This is a genomic window from Agrobacterium sp. 10MFCol1.1 (assembly GCF_000381165.1).
Lineage (GTDB): Bacteria > Pseudomonadota > Alphaproteobacteria > Rhizobiales > Rhizobiaceae > Agrobacterium > Agrobacterium tumefaciens.
Genome location: NZ_KB906083.1, coordinates 137,464 through 156,975, shown reverse-complemented (window position 1 = coordinate 156,975; position 19,512 = coordinate 137,464). Strand labels below are relative to the sequence as shown.

The 19,512-nt window shown below is 54.7% G+C and carries 14 protein-coding genes; 1 reads left to right on the top strand and 13 read right to left on the bottom strand.

Annotated elements, in window-relative coordinates:
- Window positions 1-10: 10 nt before the first annotated feature.
- Window positions 11-925, bottom strand: a complete 915-nt coding sequence (locus F617_RS0124200; RefSeq protein WP_019567048.1) for a nucleotidyltransferase and HEPN domain-containing protein — start codon at window positions 923-925, stop codon at window positions 11-13.
- Between the two features lie 316 nt (window positions 926-1,241).
- Between F617_RS0124200 and F617_RS29185 the strand changes: the two genes are divergently transcribed.
- Window positions 1,242-1,376 (top strand): HAD hydrolase-like protein, encoded by a 135-nt coding sequence (locus F617_RS29185; protein ID WP_019567047.1) that lies wholly within the window; start codon window positions 1,242-1,244, stop codon window positions 1,374-1,376.
- A 426-nt stretch (window positions 1,377-1,802) separates the two neighbouring features.
- Here the strand turns inward: F617_RS29185 and F617_RS0124190 are convergent, their stop codons facing one another.
- The 12 genes from F617_RS0124190 to F617_RS0124125 form a co-directional block, all read right to left on the bottom strand.
- Complete coding sequence (locus tag F617_RS0124190) at window positions 1,803-4,313, bottom strand: hypothetical protein (protein WP_155846283.1); 2,511 nt, start codon at window positions 4,311-4,313, stop codon at window positions 1,803-1,805.
- Entirely contained in the window at window positions 4,310-6,004 is a 1,695-nt protein-coding gene (locus F617_RS0124185) for an Hsp70 family protein (RefSeq protein WP_019567045.1), read from the bottom strand. The genes F617_RS0124190 and F617_RS0124185 overlap by 4 nt, the downstream gene beginning before the upstream one ends.
- A 258-nt stretch (window positions 6,005-6,262) precedes the next feature.
- Window positions 6,263-6,484: a hypothetical protein gene (locus F617_RS0124180; RefSeq protein WP_019567044.1), complete on the bottom strand. Its 222-nt coding sequence runs from the start codon at window positions 6,482-6,484 to the stop codon at window positions 6,263-6,265.
- A 38-nt stretch (window positions 6,485-6,522) separates the two neighbouring features.
- Window positions 6,523-6,663, bottom strand: a complete 141-nt coding sequence (locus tag F617_RS28940; RefSeq protein WP_233283711.1) for a hypothetical protein — start codon at window positions 6,661-6,663, stop codon at window positions 6,523-6,525.
- 718 nt (window positions 6,664-7,381) lie between these two features.
- Window positions 7,382-7,813, bottom strand: a complete 432-nt coding sequence (locus F617_RS0124175; protein ID WP_019567043.1) for an SMI1/KNR4 family protein — start codon at window positions 7,811-7,813, stop codon at window positions 7,382-7,384.
- A gap of 271 nt (window positions 7,814-8,084) precedes the next feature.
- Window positions 8,085-8,279 carry a hypothetical protein gene (locus tag F617_RS0124165; protein ID WP_019567041.1) on the bottom strand — a complete coding sequence of 65 codons (195 nt, stop codon included), beginning with the start codon at window positions 8,277-8,279 and terminating at the stop codon, window positions 8,085-8,087.
- Between the two features lie 19 nt (window positions 8,280-8,298).
- Entirely contained in the window at window positions 8,299-8,808 is a 510-nt protein-coding gene (locus F617_RS0124160; RefSeq protein ID WP_019567040.1) for a hemagglutinin repeat-containing protein, read from the bottom strand.
- A 533-nt stretch (window positions 8,809-9,341) separates the two neighbouring features.
- Complete coding sequence (locus F617_RS29060) at window positions 9,342-9,470, bottom strand: hypothetical protein (protein ID WP_019567038.1); 129 nt, start codon at window positions 9,468-9,470, stop codon at window positions 9,342-9,344.
- 154 nt (window positions 9,471-9,624) lie between these two features.
- Window positions 9,625-9,873 carry a hypothetical protein gene (locus F617_RS0124140; protein ID WP_019567036.1) on the bottom strand — a complete coding sequence of 83 codons (249 nt, stop codon included), beginning with the start codon at window positions 9,871-9,873 and terminating at the stop codon, window positions 9,625-9,627.
- Between the two features lie 11 nt (window positions 9,874-9,884).
- Complete coding sequence (locus tag F617_RS0124135) at window positions 9,885-16,874, bottom strand: hemagglutinin repeat-containing protein (RefSeq protein ID WP_196811692.1); 6,990 nt, start codon at window positions 16,872-16,874, stop codon at window positions 9,885-9,887.
- Window positions 16,875-16,917: 43 nt separating this feature from the next.
- Window positions 16,918-17,370, bottom strand: coding sequence for a hypothetical protein (locus tag F617_RS0124130; RefSeq protein ID WP_019567034.1), 453 nt, complete (start codon window positions 17,368-17,370; stop codon window positions 16,918-16,920).
- Window positions 17,371-17,388: 18 nt separating this feature from the next.
- The gene (locus tag F617_RS0124125; RefSeq protein WP_019567033.1) at window positions 17,389-19,269 is read right to left on the bottom strand and encodes a ShlB/FhaC/HecB family hemolysin secretion/activation protein; all 1,881 of its coding nucleotides are present in this window, start codon (window positions 19,267-19,269) and stop codon (window positions 17,389-17,391) included.
- Window positions 19,270-19,512 lie beyond the last annotated feature (243 nt).

Here is a 19,512-nt window from a genome sequence, read left to right as displayed (position 1 = left end):
CGGGTGAAGCTCAGTCGCTGGCGTTCGCGGCCTGTTCGAGCTTTTCGATGTGCTCGCGGCAGAGCGTCTCAACCAGCTTGTGAAGTTCCGCGGTCCGCTCCAGAAGCCAGGTGAGCGCCTCTTCGGAAACCTCGAAACGCTTCGAATAGCGTGCCTTGACGTAGGCCTCATTCAGAATGTTGTACCACGTGGTAAATCGCTGACGGTCGCGCGGCCAGATGTCGATCAAACGGTGATCACGACCTTCGGAAAGTCCACGCAGGAATTTGAGATTGTGCGACGCAGGGGAATAGTTTGTCAGTGTCAGGAGGTAGCAGTTGTAGGCGCTCTCCACTGCCTGATGGAGATTGAAGGCCGCTAGGTGCAGGTTACCTTTCGCAACGAGATATTTTGCCACATCAGCGAAATCTCGCGCATCCGGGAAGTGCCGCAAAAAATGATCTTCTGCCACCCTGAGTGCATCGGCAGGGCTGAGTTGTTTCGCCTCTGCGAGCGGCCGATCGTCGAATTCGTAAAGAACAACACCTTCGCGGGCGAGATCAACGAAGAAGTATTGGCCATCATTTAGGAAATTACTGATTTCGCGAGCGCCGTGCACGATGAGGCCCACGGGCGTCTCGATCTCCTTGTCCCACATCAGCCGGTCTGTTGTCTTGTCCCAGTATTTGGGATCGGCAAGTTCCTTGTTGCTGACGATGACAAGGATGTCGAAATCCGAGCGGTAGCCTTTCGACGTATGCGGCTCATCCACCCAGGTGCCACGCGCGTAAGAACCAAACAGAATGATTTTGAAAATGCGTCCATCCTTCTTGGCGTCAGACTTGGAGCGCTCCACCAGATCAGCAAACTCTTCCTGAATAATTCCGACGACGCGCGCGAGCTCGCGCTGCTTTCGTTCCGGCAAATGTTCAACGCTGGTCTTCATGTCTGCTCCGTTTCTGGACGGTATCCTCTATGGGCCATTGTAAACTTCTTTGAAACTCCGATTTTTGGTCGCCGCCAATCGCATGCTTGTCTCCCGCTAGCGCAATCTTCCGGCGCGTTGTCTGCGCCCTCACCTGTTTTTCCAGTCGCGCCAGCAAACCCAATCCTCGTATCGTCCACCCCTTGTCCCCCGCCACTGATCAATCGTGCGATCGGTTTACGCATATCGCCCTCCCCTGATTGACGCGCTTGTGTCCCTATTCAAACACGAGCAATTGCCACTTGGCGACTACTACTTTTAGTAGTAGAAATGCCTCATGGAACGTGATATTGCGGGCGCTTCCGGCGCGGGTCTTGCCTCATGCCTTGTCAGGACCGGCATCCTCCCAGCGCACCCCATGCTGAACCGGATGGAATTGCCGCTGGATATGATATTCGTCCCAATTTCCTGATGGATCGGTTCATAGTTTAGGGAACAAAATACCCGGGGCCGATAGAGCCACAACCTACGCATAAACCCAGGAAGCACAACACCTTGCAGTAGAAGATATATGTCGATTGCATCGACATATTAAATCCCACATGTCGACTAAATAAGGAAATATCGACATGGCATGCTGCCGGTTTATGGGACACGAGGTTAAGCTAATCCCACCTTGTTTTCAATTCCATAGGGCTGAGATAGCTCCGTGTCCACGAAACCGGCAGCAGGCCAGTTCTTCATCCATGGAACGTCGATGTCAGATTAGGCGGCAGCGAGCAACGTGGGGGCAGACCACCGGTTACCTTCCAGCTTGCCACCACAACGATGTCCACACTGCCGTAAAAAGTAGTTTCAGGGAAAATTGCTATCAGCTTACGCGCTATTGGCATTTTTTTCACAGGTCAAAACAAGAACCTCCTGGCAAATGAAGACGAGAATTGCATACCTTCTGTCCTTCGGGGGTGCCATGTAACTCGTCCAGAAGCCGGCTCAAGATTGTCCTGACGTCGTCATCACCGTTGTGCTCGATATAAAACCGGGACAGATTTTTACCGGTTTCCTGTCGTTGGGCCAGTAGCAGATACGCTGTCGCCGTGGTCCAGAAACCGGGAGTGTCCTCCGGAAGCGACTCTGGAAGTTCTGCAAAACCGCGGCGCGAAATCTTCAAGCCGAGCAGCGTATTGTCGGTCTCCAGGATCGTGCCGAGAAGGAAGAAAAATGCACGCCTCCCAGCCAATGCCGATATGTCAGGCACGTGTGCAATATAGAACATTCCAGGCTGCACTTGGAGCTTATCAGTTGATGAAATCGTGGACGGGCGGTCGGGCTGCGTCCCTTTTGCCCATCCCCGCAGGAAGTTACTCAGGATAGGGTTGCGGGGCAAAGCCTCACGTCTGATGGACTCATTATCAAGCTTGATTTCTGGGAGCGGTGTGTCGGCAAGAAGAGATTGCGGCTGAAACAATGCGGTATCAGGCGCAAACAGCAGCCAATGGAACTGTGAATAGAGAATGTCCGGTTTCGATTTTGACTCATAGCGCCTCGCCTGACGCGCAAACTCAGATAAAACGGCCTTTCTAAGAAACTTTTTGTCATCGGCGGAAACGAGTCCTTGAAGCTCTGGAGCCATGAAACTCCAGATTGCCTGCTCGGTCGGCCAACCATTGCGGAATTTCGCATCCCTAATAAGAGGACCCCACTCGTTCAGAGCCTTCTCAATATCCACACGCATCCGTGGTGTACCGATACGATAGAGAAACGACCAAACGCGCAGTTTGGCGTTTCGGACCTCGTGCAACCTGTTGGCGGACGGATCAATAGTGAGGGACGCAAATAAGGCGGTATGCGTTGGACCGCTGCTCGCGCTAAGAAAACGCTCTTGGTTCCGGGTCAGGGTGGGGAGCCATAGCAAGTTGGACAACTTTCCAGCAGGAATATCGGGCGTGATCAGGCGGGTCGAAAAGCCGTCCGGTTTGCTCGATCTAATGCTTTGAAAGAAATCGAAAAATGAATCGTAGCTAAACGCCTCGGCTCTGATTGCCGCATCAAACGCTGGTAAAACCATGTCCGTCACGAGCTTTTCGGCGGGCAAGGGGTAAAGGTGCCTGTTGCTCCATATGTTGCTGCTACTCGCCGCCAAGATTATAAGTCCGACAACAATAGGAATTATTTCTATACCGGTGACAAAAATTAATGGCCAGTCTTGGCTGGCAGGCGAGTAAGGCTGCAGGTGGTTGCGCCGCCGGACCAAGTCCCAAATGTGTTTTTTATCCGTCTTGATAATACGTTTGATCCAGGATCGGAGTGTGAGCCTCCGGAAAAGGATCCCAAAAGTCAGACGTAATGATAGCAAGGACAAAAGCGAGACAGCGGCTAAACGAATGTCTGTGCCATTACCAATTCCCCATGCCAGATAGGCGGTAACAAGAGTGAGTCCGAAAATGGTAAGACCAAACCAGAGATTTATCGACCGCATGATGTAATACGACGGCATCAGCGTCTTGGTGCAATCGAACGAGAAAGGCCAGCGCCCCTTCTCCAAAGCCTCGTGATAATATGAGTTGAGATCAATTGTCTCTAGGCGTGGTGGTTGATCTTCCAAGGGGAAGAGCGGGATTTTTCCATTGAAGTAAGCCGGTTTGCCCTGACTACTTCTGCGCAAAATAGCATTGCCGCGCTGCGCTTCGGCGAGCCAGTCGAAATAATGTTTTGCCGATTGCCAGCCGCAGACCGTGGTGAGAAGGCCCGGATTTTCCGAAAAATTAGCTCCCTCCTCAATGGCGTTGACCATTGCAGCGACGCCTTTTCCCTCCGTATAGTCTGACAACGGGATTGTATCACCCTTCGGCGGCAACAGTCCCTCGATACCTCTTGCGAGCGCTTGGATGAAGTTTGCATGTTCGGCAAAACTTAGCTCAATAGATGCGCGGTTTAATAGTTCTGTCCACTTGTCGACGCGCCAGTTGCCTTTCTGCGCAACTCCGCGTGTCCGTTCTCTTCCAAAGCTGATAAGTTCACCCAATTCATCTAGCAGCCGAGGTAGATTTTCTTTTCCGGCTTTCTCCTTCTGCGTGGGCTCCAAAAAAAACGGCGCTACGGCGCGTTGTGAGTCATTTTCAAGCTCAGCCGGATTGTCGGGATTTTCAGAATTGCCGAAGCTGCCGGAACCCTCTGCAACTCCGTCTGTGCTTATGCCGTCAGGCGAAGATGGGTTGGCGATTAGCACGTCTACCATCCGGCACTTTACCGTCGCAAGCGCCTGCTTGCGAGCTTCGACCAGAAGCTGGAACCCTGTTGGGTCCTCATCCGGGCGAAAATCCCTGAGACGTCGCGAATAGGCTTTGCGGATCGCCTCCTCGTTGCTCAGGGGCTTGATGCCGAGCAACGCCCAACAATCGCCACTCATTGCGGCTGGCCCCACATTTGATCAAGCGCGTCCAGCTGTTTGGCAAACTTTTCCCGCAGTGGCCTCGCATCCCGCAGTCTCTGATTATCCAGAGCCGCGATAAACTGCGCCATTAATGCTGATATCTGTTGGCGCTGCTCGCCGATTGCCTCGGCGTAGAGGCGCTCCGCCCTTGCGACCAAGGCGAGGTTTTCTTGCTGCTCGCGCGGGGCCAACTTGATTTTCGATAGTTCCTTGAAGCGCAGAGCGATTTCGGATTCGGTCAGGCTGGATTGGTTTTGGAACACTTTACGCTTAAGTTCTCCTGTCGAGAGAATCTTGACCTCGACCTCGAGCGCGCCGCTGACATCATAAGTAAAGCGGACCCCAATGCATTGAGATCCGGCCTTGCCAAGCGGTACCGGCACTTCCAGATTTCCGATCAGAATGTTCTGTGAAGGCCGCATGTTCTCGCCTTGATAGACCTGTACATCAATCTTGGTCTGCCCATCGACGGTGGTGGAGTAAAACTGCTCGCGACTTTGCGGAATGATCGCGTTGCGTTCGATAATGGGCGACATCAGCAACTCGTTTAGGCCGTAGGCTTGCTCAACCGACGCAATACCCAATGTATAGGGGCACACATCAGTCATTATTATCTCGTCAAGCGCTTCGTGCCGTGCATGGAGCGCAGATTGAAGCGCCGTTCCGATGGCAATGGCGTGATCGGGATTAGGATGCAACAGGGGAAACCGCCCGAACAAACGGGTCGTCATGGTCTTGAGCAGCGGCATTCGCGATGCGCCACCCACCAGAACAATCTGACTAAGCGACGACGGATCTGTTTCGGAATCGCGAATGACCCTTTCGATCGGTCTCCGCAACCGAGTGATCAGCGGCTTCCACAGCTCCTCTGCCTCCAGTCGCGTAATTTTGCCCTCAACGTCTTTTCCAAAGATGTTGATATGATAAGCCGCGTCCTGGGTCTCGCTCAGAGCTGCCTTAATCCGCTCGGCCTCGTTCAAAAACCTGGCCCGATCCAGAGGCCGCTGGCTTTCGAAATCGATATTGTGGAGGTTCATGAGGTGTGAAGCCAAGCTGTCCCTGAAATCATTGCCACCTAGCATAGAGTCCCCGGCGGACGCCCGTAGCTCCATAACCCCGTCGAACTTGTGTAATAGGGAAACGTCAAACGTGCCTCCTCCGAGATCAAGAATCAGAAATTGCCCATCCTCGGAGCTTGCGAGTCCATGGGCCAGTGCAGCGGCAGTCGGTTCGTTAATAAGTCTCGTTACATTCAGCCCTGCCAGATGCGCGGCATTGATGGTGGCCTTACGCTGCGGATCGCTGAAATAGGCCGGGATAGAAATAACCACATCAGATACTTCGATATCGAGCGCAGCCTCTGCGTCTCTTTTCAGGCTTCTCAGGACAAGCGCAGACAACTCCTCGGCGCGCCATGCCTTCTTCGCAAGTTTCACCTCGTGATTTGTCCCCATCCACCGTTTGAAGGATGCCACCGTTTTGTCCGGGTGAGTAACCAGCCTGTCGAGAGCTGGACGTCCGACAATTGCGTCGCCGTTATCCGCAATACTGACCACCGATGGTGTCAGAAAGTCGCCCAGCGCATTCTCGATCAGTTTCACGCCCTGATCAGTCCAGTGTGCTACTAAAGAGTTTGAGGTTCCAAGATCGATACCAATAAGCGCCATTAATCGTTCCATGTCCTAATTAAAGAAAAGACCTCGCACCAATCGCTCACTGAGACCAAGTTCGTGCACTTAATTTCTTATGAATTGCTATATCCAACCGCCCAGGACTTGCCGAGGCGCTTCACGCCTTCCTCAGCGATCGGTGCTAGGCCCTGTTGACAAAGTAGCTTCAGCCGCGCGTTGAAAACTACTTGTCTGCGTCTCCCAAAAAGGCTTCGATGCTAACTCCGTGAAGCCTTTGACGCGCTGCCGCGGACGTCAGCCTGACGTCGGGATTTTCCTCCACCGCCCTTCCATACCAATATTTTGCGGCATGAAGGTCGCCGATCTTCTCATAACACTCTCCCAAACGCTCACCGAGATATCATCCAACGACTGGTCGCCATCTGCCATGAAAAGATAAATCTTAATCGCGTCCGCTGCCTTCCCACTTGCGATCAGGTCTTTTGCTTGGCGCTCTAAATAATTGAAGTTATACAAGATTTATCTCCTGTTTTTACAGCGTGTGGCAGCTTCAGCTAAGCTGCACAACTCACGAACCGGCGCAAGTGTGGCAACCATATTTTTGCGGCGGCCAACACGAGAAAGGTAGCGAAGGATTTTTGGGTTTTGGCGTATCGGGTAGCGACGCGACGAAATTGCTTGAGCCTGTTGAACAGCCGCTCAATGCGGTTTCGGTCCCTCTAGGCTCTGAAGTCACAGGCGGGCGGGTCTTTGCGGTTGGCCCTCGGAGGGATGACGAGTTTGATCCCGTGGACCAACAACTCTTCGCGCAGAGCGTCGCTGTCATAGCCCTTGCAAGAAACAGTCTCAGCTTGCCAACCGGCATTGCCAGAAGATCGGGAACGGCATTGTAATCCGAAGCTACCTGTCAGGATGAAGCGAAGAGAACGTCCCTGACCGCCTGCACGGGCGTGGATTTTCGTCGAAAAGCCGCCGCGGGATTGACCAAGAGCTTCCTTATAAGTCCCCCTTTTGCCGCCGCAGCCTGAGAATGGCCGCGAACCCGTCGATCATATGCTGCCAGTCATCGGCCAGCCTAAGTTCGACAAGCGCCTCCAACAGCGCGTCCCATAGAGTGACAACATGGTGGTAACGAAACTGTCATTCACTCCCTGGATCGCCGAAGATTTTGTATTCAACACGGTGCATCCGCCCAAGAGAAGAGAGACGACAATTATCCAAGCCTCGCCGGCCGATTTGCCGCTCAATCTTGGGCGTGGTTTCGGTTGCTATAGTATTTGCCGCGCCTTCAGTAGTTTGTCCAGCAGTGCCGTTCGACCCAGCGCTTCCGGGCCTGGTCTGCCCGAGCTTTTCAGCAATGCCGGGGCGGCTCAAATTGTCTCAACGGTGGCTCGTATTGCATAGCCGAAATTCTTACGCTCCACCCAACCAGACATCGTTTGCCCACGTTGCGAGGTTGGGCCAAGTCTCGGTCGTTGGACCGTTGTGGTCCCAGAAATGTATTTTGCCGTCGGGCGCGATGCAGTAGTAGTCACCGTTGTCTTCACATATTGGAAGCCAATCGTGGGGTAGGCCAGCGCTGCGGCCTTGTTCAATAGCCGATCTCAATTCCCCATAAACGCCACCCATCTCTTCATTTAGAGTAAGTGGCGACAGGTAACCCATGAAAGCATTAGATATGTTCTTGAGGAATTTTTTATAGTCTTCCGAGAATTCGAAACCCGTGGCGGCTTCGTATCTCGCTATTAGAGCATCATCTGGAAGCGGAATTTTACGTTTTCGCGGATCATCTAGTCGATTCACTTCACTAATAATCGCGTCAATATGTTCAGTCACCAGATACATCTCCTAGAAATCGTTTGCTCGGCTTGGACGGAATCCGGATATCGCGCTACCAATTCGATTGTCTAAAGACGTTCGGCATAAGCGGCCGCGTTCAGCCGCTGGTTTGAGAGGCCACCGAAGCCTCCATTGACCGATCGCATTTCCATGTCGGGATATCTGCCCGGAACCATCGATATGTGCCCACAAGTTTGGCAGGGTTACGCAGATACTAGACGGCTTTTATTGGTAATCGTACGGCATGTAGCGGGCTAGCGGAAGTTGATAAAAACTATTATTTCAAATAGATAAGCAAGCATTTCCCGTCCTTTTCCCCCACAAGACTGATCGGTCGAACATCATCACCTCCATCGATAGATATCTCTACCGGCAAGCCTTGATTTTCAAAAGACTGAAGTTCCTTTATCAACTCTTCAATGGTTTTCCCATTATTAACCCAATCCTTATGATCTGTGTTTTTGACGCTCATTATAAATCCCCTATACGTTTCAGATTTGTGTCGTAAGTTCCGAGGCGCGTCCCCTTAACGAGACAAAGCCATCGCCGGAACCGGCACCAACGCCTGACTTTTTGGACGACGAGGCGCTGTCATGGTGTTCTTGGGCGGCGATAACTGAGACGCTTTCGCCTTCGACGGCGATGTTTTGGCCCGCGGTGACACTCGAGCCGGCAATTGCGAGATTTTTGCTGGCATTGAGGTTCACATTGCCGGATGCAGCGAGTTCGGACCCGACCGTCTCCTCGTCATAGGTGTGATGCCGCTCACTTGCCTTCGACAGGGAACCGGATCTGGAATTCGATGTGTCCGTCTCCATGAAGTTTCTGCCCGCACTGACGATCAGGCCGCCGCCCACATCGATATTGAGATCAGCCGCGACCCTGTCAGGCGCCGCGATCCGGCTGCCGATGATGTTCAGGTCGCCTGATCCAGCCGTGCCCGCAGAGACGGAGACGTTGCCACCGGCCGTCAGCGATGAACCCTTTATGCCTGCTGGCATCTTCCGCACCTGCTTGGTAGGAACACGCTGGTCAGTGCTGTCACTGTAGCAGCTTGTTTGCGCACCGTTTAGGTTACAATTCGCTAAACTGACTTATAACCTGCGAAACAGTCATATTTCTCCAAGTCAAATCTGAACCCATACCGCTGAAAAAGCTTTTCGTTCGCTTCTGCGTTAATTTGATACTCTCCATATAGAAGTGGATCTTCGTCGGGTACGTTTAGCACTTCCCTAAAAAATTGAAGATCACTTTTTTCGAGCTGTAACATGTTCACGAGTGCAGCACTCTCGCTTTGGAACATGCTGATGATTAAATAAATTCCCATCGCCGCACCTCACATTCTTGTACTTCGACCAGGTTTCCGCGCTTTGTTTGCTTCCCAGTTTTAGGATCGTATTCACCTAAATGTTCTTCCCATTTTTATCATGTGGAAAACGAAGAAGAGGCGTGGTGCTGCTGATGGCCAATACAGGCACAGACGCCAATCCTGGAGGACAGTCCCTCGCAGACGGCTGCCGATCCTCATAGCCTGCTAGAAACCAAGCCCGGCTATGGCCGTCTCTGTGACGGCGTTGACGCCGCCGCTATCCGAAAGGCGCTCGGCCGAGCGCATGATGCTTTTTGCTGCCTTGCCGGCCTGACTGGTCACCGGAGTCGTCATTCCAGAAAAATTTTCTCATGCATCTCATGATAATTGGTTCGGTCGTTGACCGTCAGGAGGTTGATATTGTTACGGGCAAAGAGGGTCCACATCGCACTTGGTGGAGAAAGGAGTTCTCTAGCTAACAGTAATTTCCGTAATCGCCACCCGCATTCTAAGCTGCTTCTGCCCCGAGCGCGTAATCGAATTCGCTGAAAGAAAATTCGAACCCATACCTTTCGACCAGTTTCTCTGCCAGTTCTTCACTTAAATCGTAATAATCATACATACATGGATCGTCAGCTTTGACCTCGAATATTGTTTTCAGATATTCGAAATCTTCACTTGGAATACGCATCTTCTTGACAAGGAATCTACTTCCCTTCTTTTCAAAGGCAGCAATATACCGTTCAACCTTGTGCATAACAGGCTCTCCTACTTTGGCGTCGACCGCCCGGGATCTCCCGGCTTTGTCTGCTTTCCCGTTTTAGGATCAAATTCTCCGAGGTGCTTTTTACCAGTCTTGTCATAGACTTCTACTGCACCGTGCTGCTTATCCCATTCGTAAATCTTCCCCTTGCTATCAACCCAACGGGGTCTGCCCCCAACGCCACGCACTTCCTTCAAACCCGGGAAACCTGTAATTTCTTCAGTCTTAGGTTTTGGGTAATACTGATGATCGCCATTCTTCCCTCCTGTATTCTCACTGAGGACAACATTCGACATACCCGCATTTGCGAGAGTCTGCTGCATATCTGTCAGCATTCCCGGCGTCATAGTCTGATTGCCAATCGTGCCACCGGTAAGGAAAATGGCGCCGCCGTCATCGTAGACTTCAATTGTTAGGCTGGCCCTCACGCCATCCGGATATGTGACCAATATCTGTCGTTTTGGCTGATCTCCATTACCGGTAACAAGAACCGTACTGCCGTCGCTCCCTGTGAACTTCTGATTGATCTCTTTACCAGTGCTGGTTGTCGAGGCCAGCAGGAAGGCACCCGCCAGCCCTGCAACCGTGGCTCCAGTGGCGCCAATAATGCCGCGAACGATGTTGGTCATTTGCCGATAGTCCGTGAGGCAGTCCACGGCTTGTGTGGCCGTGAAATATTTCATCTGACCATTCGGCAGCATTACTGCACATGCAGACTGAGCGTGTGCGGGTGTCACTAGCCAGTCGAATATGCTGAAATCAGCAGCCCCTTGCCGACCGCACTCCTCAAGTTGTGCCTGAACCTTTGGATCATCGAGAAACGGGAATATTTCTTTTGAAAGCGCGGCTTGCTCGGGCGTTCTTTTGCCGTCCTGAACCATGCGATCCAGGGCTTCGCCAAACGCATCAGTGATCGTCTTGCCCGCCTCAACGGCGGCCTTCAGACTGTTGGTCGACAGATAGACCTCAAGACCGACATGCTTGTCCTTGGTGATTTCGTAGGCCTTGTCGGGATCGCGGTTGAGTTCGTCGAGCGGCAGGGTGGAGGCGCCGCCGGTTTCCAGCGCCGCCTGCTGTTCCTTGTCGCGAATGACAATGTCTCCGGGACCGACGGTGGCGCGGACGCTCTGGCGGGTATCGTCGAGCTGATAGCTGCCTTCGAGCGTGCTGTTGCCGACCGGATTGACATCGGTTCCTTTGCCGCCGGTGAGATCGAGGCCGAGATTGGCGCTGAAGCCCTCATACTGCTTCTGGCCCTCAAAGTTCTCATGGGTAAGCGTGCCTGTGTCGAGAGTGAGATCACCCGAACCGGACACGATCTTGCCCGCTCCGAGATGGGTATTGCCACCGACGGTGACATCCATCGTGTCCGCGGAAACGAGACCCGACTGTTCGGAAACCCAGTTCGTCGACCCGGAGCCCGCACCGCCACCGATCTGGATACCGGAGATGAGGCTCTTCCCCCCGCCGAGGCTAAAGCCGCCAGAGGTGGATTTGTTCGTGATCTCGCCGGTATCGGGAACGGAGACGATGGTAAGATCGCCGCCAATGTCGGCCGTCACCGTCTGACCGGCAACGACGGCGCCGGCTAGCGTCGTATTGTTGCCGGACTGGATGACGATGTCGCCGGTACCGGTGACGTGGCTGTTGACTTGAGTAGTTCCGTTGGCGTTCGCCCTGGCGGTGGAAGCGCTGGCGCCGCCTGTCAGCCCGACGCCGACGCCACCCGACAGGCTGACGCCGCCGCCAATACCGATACTGGCGCCGGCGGACGTGCTGCTGGACGACGAGCTCTGCGTCGCCACGGCGCTTTTAAGGGTGACGTCCTTGCCAGCCTTCAGCGTAATGTCGCCGACCTTGTCGTCGGCACTATCGACCGGCAGGCCATCGGCGTCGTAGCCGGTCGAGATCTGCACGCCATGGCCGGTGATATCCCCGGATGCGGCTTCGATCATCACCGAGCGGCCGGCATTGATTTCGGTGGTGACAGGAACAGAGCCCGCCCCCGCCGCCTTGTCCTTTGTATAGGTGAAACCGGCGGTAAGCGAGGCCGAAGCGACATTGCCGTTGACGACAGTGTCGAGCGCATCATAGGCCTTGAGCGATGCAAAGGCAGCATTGGCGGCAGAATAGCCGTCGTTGATGGTCGTAAGCTTCTGCGCCGCGTTGCCGACGCTGTCGGCAGCGCTGACCAGCGAGGTCGAGACCGATAGCGTCACGCCGGCAAACATCTCCTCATGCATGTGTTCGTAGTTGGACTTGTCCTGCGCCGAGAGAAGGTTGACGTTACGGTCTGCGAGGATGACAACATCACGCTGTGCGGACACCTCAGCCGCCTGCAGGTTAGCATCACGACCTGCTGATATCGTGAGGTCACGACCGGCAAACAGGATGGATCTGGCGTTAGTCTCTGATGACTGGCTCGTCTGATCGACCGACTTACCGTAACCGATACCGATGGATGCGCTGCCATTGCCTGATTTCACCTGAATGCCGAAGCCTGAGCGCTTTTCTTTCTCCTGCGATGAGGCGCTTTCTGCCCCGGGAGTGATATTGACGTCGCGGGCTGCATCAAGCGTAATATCCTGACCGGCTGCGATGGACGAGCCGATGACAGTCACGTCGTTCTCGCGTGCCGTGAGCGTTACATCGGTCCCGGCAGTCAGCAAGGAGCCAACGTTAATAGTAGACGATTGGCTCTTTTCTTTCTGTTCTTTGCCCCAGAGCGAGAGGAAGCCACCTCCAGACCCCGCAAACAGGCCGGACTTCTTGCTGCTGCTTTCTAGCGCATGCTGCTCCTCGGCCCCGATGATGGCGACACTATCACCCGCGACGCTGATCGCATCGCCTGCCGTGACATTCGAGCCAGCGATGACGGTGTTGCCGCCAGCATCCAGTTTGATGTTGCCGGAGGCGGAAAGCTCGGAGGCGACTGTAGCTTCATCATAGTTGTACTGTGTTGAGCTCTTTTTCGAGAGAAAGCCCTTGGATGAGGAACTCTGCTCGAACTCCGCGGTATTCTTGCCCGACGCAATCAGCAAATTCCCGCCTGCGCTGACGTTGATATCAGCTTTGTTGGTCTCATCGCCGGCCGTTACGTTGGAGGCGGAGACGACGGTGTCTCCACGTGAGACGATGGACACACCATTCCCGCCGCTGACCGATGATCCGACGACGGCCTGCGTTTCCGTGTGACTCGTCGTCTGTTTCTTGCCGCCGAACAGGCCGCCCTTTTTCTTGTAGGTGTAATCGATCGTGGTGGTGTCGACAGCCTCGGCAATTGTCACGTCGCCGGTCGCTTTCAGCCCGACCGTCCCATCGGCGGCAATCATGCTGCCGATGACGTTGAGGCTGCCGCCTGCATTGGCTGAGACCGATCCGCCCGCAGTGATCTCGGAGCCCTGACTTGTGGTTCTAACAACGGTTGTCGAACTCCGCTTGTCGCGCAAGGTGCTGGTTGTCGACCGTTCGGTCACGGAGATGTTGATGTCTCCATTCGATGTCAGGCCCAGATTGCCGCCTGCTTTCACCTTTGCATTGGCCAGCAGAATGCTCTCGTTCCCCGTCAGCGAGGCATTGCCACCCGCCGTGAAGGTGCCGCCGATCGCCGCGATCGACGAACCGGAAACAGTCAGATCACCAGCCGATGCAATCATGCCTGATGTTGCAAGCAGGCCAGTATCGATTGTCACCTGATTGCCGGCGATCAGCGCGCCCGCAGAATTCAATCTTTCCCTGTCATTGGCGGCGAGATGTAGTACCGGCGCAAGAACGGTCGTACCGTTCACCGTCTGCCACTCATATACGACGACGGATTCGGTGAGGCTGGCGATCTCCTCAGCCGTAAGCGGTTGGCCGAGCGGGCGCTGGTTCGCTCCGAGATAGGCAGCGCCGTTATCAAGGAGCTGCTTTATCTGAGCGATCGAATCCTGCCCGGTAAAGCCGGAACCCGTCGCCAGTCTGAGCTGCTGCTCAATATATTGGTTCTCGAAATAGGCGTCCCCAAGGAACTGGATCTGCCGGTCCGGCTGGTAGCCGATGCGGCCAAGGAAATAGCTCGATCCGTAGAATTTCGAGACATCGAGGAAGGCGGCACGCGTTTCATAGAGGAACGTCTGACCGGGAATAGTGCCGCCAAAGCCACCGGACTGCGGGGTTGCAACGGAGCCGAGTGTGAACAGCGCACCGCTTGCGGTCATGCCAGCGAGCAATCCGGTGGGATCGCTCGAAGGCGTAGGCGCTGCCATAGCGACATGGTCGGTGATCGTACCTGCTGCGACGGTATTGTTAACGGCACCAAAACCGGTAATACCCAGCGCTCCGCCAGAGCGGATCGCCGCGGGAACACCGCCGATCGCCTCGACGCTTTCTACACTCCGTCCTGGCCCGATATCCTTTGACGCATCGCGCGTTCCAAAGGGACTGGGACCAGGCATGGCGACCTGCCATGAACCTTCCCAACCACCCGTGTCGCCGGTCGTTCTCGTTTCCTGCCACTCATAGATGACATCAGGATAATACTGGCAGCCACCTTGTTGGTTACAATTGAGCGAAGTGGTACGCTGCAATTGCAAACCGAGATTGTTAAGAGTGCCGGAGCCAACAAGTGTCATGCCGGAGCCGGCTTCGATGTTGCTATAGGCATTGGTGAGATCGACGGTATCGACAAAAAGCGTATTGCCCGCCTTGATTGTCGCTGCGGGGCTACCAGCCGATGTGAGACGGTCTTCAGTCACATCACGATAGACATGGCGGATGGGCGCACCAATGACGAACTGCTTGCCAGCGAAAGAGACGGGAGTTGAACAATCTCCACATTCGCGTGCATAATAGGTGTCATAAGCCGACACGAGTGCGTTTGAGATTTGCTGGCTCGTATAGGTCGGAGCCACGCTTTTCTCGTTACGCAGATTTGCCGTCAGGATCGAAATATTGCGACCAGAGGAAATTAGACCTGAACTGTTGACCGTAGCAGCATTGCGCGCGCCAGAAGCACTTCCAGCAATTGTGAGGTCACGACCTGCGACAATCGCCCCCTGATCATTGGCAAGCACGCCGCCCACGAAAAGTGCCGCGTCGTTACCGGCATAGATGAGCCCCGTGGCGGTGTTGGTCAGGTTACCGGCGATATTGAGGGTAAGATCATTGCCAGCAGCCAGCTGACCGGCGTTGGCAAGTTGCGAAAGCGACAGCGTCAGATCATGGGCCGCAAGAATATTGGTGGCGTCATTCGCAGTGAGGCTACCCGCTTGGATCGCGATGTCACCTGACCCCTGCACGGAACGAGCTGTGCTGCTCACGGTGACAGCATTAAGCCGCGCACCCGTCAGATCTGTCGTTCCAGATGAGATGAGATCAATGCCACCTGACGTTAGCGTGCTGTTGGTGAGATTAATATTATTGGCATCGATGTAGAGCGTGCCGGATGTGGCAAGTCTGCTCCTGTTATTGGAAAGGTCGGCATTTTGCTGCCCGATCCTGATGTCGCCCCCGGCGGCCGTGCGTTTATCGAAGCTGATGACACCATGTGTCGAAGACAGCAAAATGTCTCCGTTTGCCTCCATGCTGTCATAGTGGATGTTCCCGCCTGCGGACGCCTGCAAATTGCCCTCGGCAAGTACGAGCCCGGAAATCCCGAGATCAAGGCCGGAGAGCAGCGCCAAATCGCCTTTCGAAAGCAGCGAGCCCGCTGCGATCGCGCCTGAGGCCGCCGTAAGCGACATCGCCTTGCCAGACTGGGCCGTGCCACCGATGGCAATGGAACCAGCCCCAGACCACAGCGAAACAGGCCCGGCAGCCGACGCGTCGGCCAAGGCAATTCGACCATCCGCCAGAAGGTTGACTGCACCACTGGCCCCGATAGTACCGGCGACATCGATGAAGCCGGCCCCACCATTGATCAGAATATCCTCTTCAGCACCGATCGAAGCGACCTTGGTGTCCTTGCCCGCCTTGACCGACACCGACTTTTTCGAGGTCAGACGACCAGTTGAAACACTTCCCTTCGAGGAAATGTTCACGCCGTTATTGCCAGAGGCATTGCCGATCGAGATTTTGCCGTCGGCCGACAGCGAGAGCTCCCCGGCATTGGCGGCCATGTCGCCGCGCATGCGAACGCCAGCGCCCTTTTCCGTGACCACCATCTTGATGCGGCCGGCCTGCATCGCCCCGAGTGCGGAACCATCAATTGCATATTCAGGTGTTCCGGAGGTCGCATCGAGCGGTGTCGCTTCACCAGTGGCATAATCGAACTTGCTCTTACCGGCCGTCAGGCGCAGGTCCTCGCCATAGATCGTGCCGTCGATCTGGATGGTACGGGATACGACATCAAACAGACTGACTGCACCATCACCGAGCGCGAAATTTGCACCGTTCGGACCGAATGTAACGTCGCCACTATTGACCGTGAAGCCATTGAGACGTCCATCAGCGCCGATGTCAGGCACACCCGTCGTCAGCGTGGCGCGTGGCGTGTTGATGAAACCGCAGCCGTTGCAGGTAATCCCGTTCGGATTGGCGATGATGACGTCGGCGCGGCCGCCGAACACTTCGGTCGGCCCGACGAGAGAACTGCGATTTTGCGACGTCACCTCATTGAGGATGACAGTGGCAGGACCTTTGCCTTGCAGGTTTGGATTTCCAGGTGTCACGCCACCCAGTTTCGACGTACCGATCTCACCATTGAAGTTGTTGAGGATGACACCCGGCGTGCCGACGTTGAAATTGTTGTATTTGTTATGCGACAGACCCTGACCATTTGGAGTGACGATATCGATCAGCGGCACGCCGTTCGGAGCCGCGCCAACACCCGGACGATTGATTGCAGCCGCCCCCACATCCGGCGCGATCTCCTGCGCCCGCAGCAAGACCGGCTGAAACGCCATGACGAAGCTCAAACCAGCGGCGACAAGTTTGCGAACGAGTTTTCCCGTTTCAATGGGCGCTGCCGTTTGGCCGCTCGTATCGCTCAATGGGCGCTTCACTGCTCGTGTCATCGCTTGTTCACCTTTTTACGCTGTACTATGGGAGTGAGCGGGATCAGTTATCGTTTTTGCTGGAGGGCGACGAAGAGGGTTTGCTTTCGAGTTTTTTGTAGACATCCGCCAGCTTCGACTGCGGGGCCGGGCATTTTTTGCTTTTGGCAATCTCGCCAAGGACCTGATTGCGGTTACGCAATGCGTCGATCTCCAGTTTCTCTGGCGATTTCGGATCCATAAAGAAAAGAGCCGGCCAAAACAGAAGAACACCTGTCGCACCGAGGACGACGTTTTTACCCTGCGCATCGGATCGTTCTTTCACCGTTGCCAGGACCTGCCGTTCGTTAGCCTCGAATTCGCGCTTGATGCCGGCGCAATCGAAAGCGCTGTCGGCAGGGTTTGTCGAGGCAACCGGATGCGCTGCCCGGCCACCACAACCGGAAACGACACTGGCAGTCGCCACCAGCGCGAATACGACAGACAATTTGGGGGCGTGAAAAGAAGATCTGACCATAATATTCTCTTTTGAAGCCTACCAGCGTGCCGTCACGCTGGCGAAAATGAGATTGCCGCGTCCGTGACTGACGCTGCTGGAAAATGCCTGGGAGTAGCCGAAATCGGCACTGATGTTTCCGCCAACGAGCTTCGCACCAACGGTCCAACTCGCGAGATAGCCGTCTGGAATATCGAAGCGATGCTGCGAGAACACGCGGCCATAATCGAGGGCCAGGTAGGGGCGTAATTCGCCCAGAACGGGCGCCAGACTTGTGCCCTCCCATGGCATTGTCCGCCAAACCAGTTCGTTGCGGCTGAAAAATCCGTTGTTACCGAATATGGCGCTTTCCCTCAGGCCACGTACGTTGCTGGAGCCACCAAGCCCGATCTGTTCTGCGCCAAACATGTTATCGGGCGAATATTGGGCATTGAGGAGCGTCGTTAACTCGAACCGCTGGCCAGCCGCCTCAAACGGCCGCGTCGCGCTGACGGTCGTGTTGAATTTCAAAAACCGGGGATCCGCCGTGCCCGCCCCCGGCTCTCCGGCCTCCACGGCGTCGAAGAGATCAAGACCCTTATCAAGGGCAAAATCGAGAGCGATGACGCCACCCAGAATTCTCTGTGAACGCGACAAGCCCAGACTGCCAATCGTGTATCGACGGCTTCCCACCTCAATTCGATTGCCGAGAAGAAAGTTGTCGGTCTGCTTGTAGGTGAGACCGCCTCTAAGGGTCGTGATAGAATCCTTGTCGCGCAGAATGACGCGATCTATGCCAAATCCAACCTGACCGGAATTGCCCGAGGTTTCGATCGGCCCAAAATTGCCGGGAATGGTGCTGTTATACTCGTACCAGGAGCCATTTGTTGAAAACGTCCAGTATCCATAAGGTACGCTTGTATTGACCGAATAGCTGTTGCTGTGCCCGCGGCCATCGTCGTCCCAAGGATAATCCGGGCCGCTCCGACCGTAGGAGAACCCCAACTGATCATTGATGCCCAACAGGTCGTCGAAGCCGACGGAAACATTGGTCTGGGAGTAACCGGTACTCTCTTGACCGAGGTTGTTGTTGGAAATGCTCGCGTACCAGCGCTTGGCGGGCTTGTTCTCGACGTTGAGGATGGACGTGCCGTCCTCTTTGCCCGGCAACATGGAGGTTTTCGCGTCGTTCGATGACAGCCGGTTGATCTGGTCCAGCCCCTGTTCAATATCGCGAATATTGGCCACCTCACCCTTCACGCCGGGAAAAGCCGTCGCGAATGAACCGTTTCGCTCGGCTGGTTGGCCGTTAAGGTAGATATCCGAGATCCTACCCTCGACGACGACCAGCCGCAGCAATCTTGTTCCGGCAATATCCTGTGGGGGAACGTAGGCGCGCGAAGTCACAAATCCCTTGTCCAGATAAAGGTCGGTGATGGCCTTAAGCAAGGCGGTAATATCCGCAACGCCGACGCAGCGATTGTCGTAGCGCTTCGTGACTTTTCCGACCGCAGCGCCAGACAGCCTTGTCGCACCTTCGATCTCTACACGTGAAATATCGAAGCAAGGACCAGCGGATTTCGCGTCGCCTCCCGGCGCCCGGCTCTCACGACCAGCGACGCCATCAGGCGTAACCTGTTTCAGGTTTTCCAGCCGCTGCAACTGTTCTTGTTGTTCTTGCCGCCGGGAAAAATCATCGGCGGGCGACTGTGCAGTTGCCTGCCCTGACGCGATCAGGCCTGCAAAAAGCGCAATGACAAAGGTCCGCTTGAAACTGTTTCGCGCGCTCTTCGGGGAGTTGGCTAAGATTTGAGCGGCCGGCACAATTGCGAGACAAAAGTCAGGAGGGACTAGCCGTCGGAAACCAGGAATGAAAGCAGCAAGTGGCATAGTTCGGAGGCCTGCATTTGAAATGAAGTTTTTCGCGGCAATGCCGCCCATGCTTCACTCTGCAGCTGTCCTTGCTGTCGATCCCCTACCGGGTACATAGATCAGTTCATCTGATCCAAGAAGCGTTAAAGTAGTAAGTTTCTTTACGAGACGATAGTCTTTAGTCATTTTCTGAAAGAACCGTAAACATTAGAAATTCACGAAATAATCAATCTTGCCAACATCATGGCATGGATATTATTTTTCATCCGTGAATTTTAAGCGCGACCCGCCAATTTCATGCCCTTCGGTTCT

Bases quoted from the DNA above. Each gene is read 5' to 3' on its own strand.
- F617_RS0124200 (WP_019567048.1), bottom strand. From the start codon at position 925: ATGAAGACCAGCGTTGAACATTTGCCGGAACGAAAGCAGCGCGAGCTC.
- F617_RS29185 (WP_019567047.1), top strand. From the start codon at position 1,242: ATGGAACGTGATATTGCGGGCGCTTCCGGCGCGGGTCTTGCCTCATGC.
- F617_RS0124190 (WP_155846283.1), bottom strand. From the start codon at position 4,313: ATGAGTGGCGATTGTTGGGCGTTGCTCGGCATCAAGCCCCTGAGCAAC.
- F617_RS0124185 (WP_019567045.1), bottom strand. From the start codon at position 6,004: ATGGCGCTTATTGGTATCGATCTTGGAACCTCAAACTCTTTAGTAGCA.
- F617_RS0124175 (WP_019567043.1), bottom strand. From the start codon at position 7,813: ATGTATCTGGTGACTGAACATATTGACGCGATTATTAGTGAAGTGAAT.
- F617_RS0124165 (WP_019567041.1), bottom strand. From the start codon at position 8,279: ATGAGCGTCAAAAACACAGATCATAAGGATTGGGTTAATAATGGGAAA.
- F617_RS0124160 (WP_019567040.1), bottom strand. From the start codon at position 8,808: ATGCCAGCAGGCATAAAGGGTTCATCGCTGACGGCCGGTGGCAACGTC.
- F617_RS29060 (WP_019567038.1), bottom strand. From the start codon at position 9,470: ATGACGACTCCGGTGACCAGTCAGGCCGGCAAGGCAGCAAAAAGCATC.
- F617_RS0124140 (WP_019567036.1), bottom strand. From the start codon at position 9,873: ATGCACAAGGTTGAACGGTATATTGCTGCCTTTGAAAAGAAGGGAAGT.
- F617_RS0124135 (WP_196811692.1), bottom strand. From the start codon at position 16,874: ATGACACGAGCAGTGAAGCGCCCATTGAGCGATACGAGCGGCCAAACG.
- F617_RS0124130 (WP_019567034.1), bottom strand. From the start codon at position 17,370: ATGGTCAGATCTTCTTTTCACGCCCCCAAATTGTCTGTCGTATTCGCG.
- F617_RS0124125 (WP_019567033.1), bottom strand. From the start codon at position 19,269: ATGGGCGGCATTGCCGCGAAAAACTTCATTTCAAATGCAGGCCTCCGA.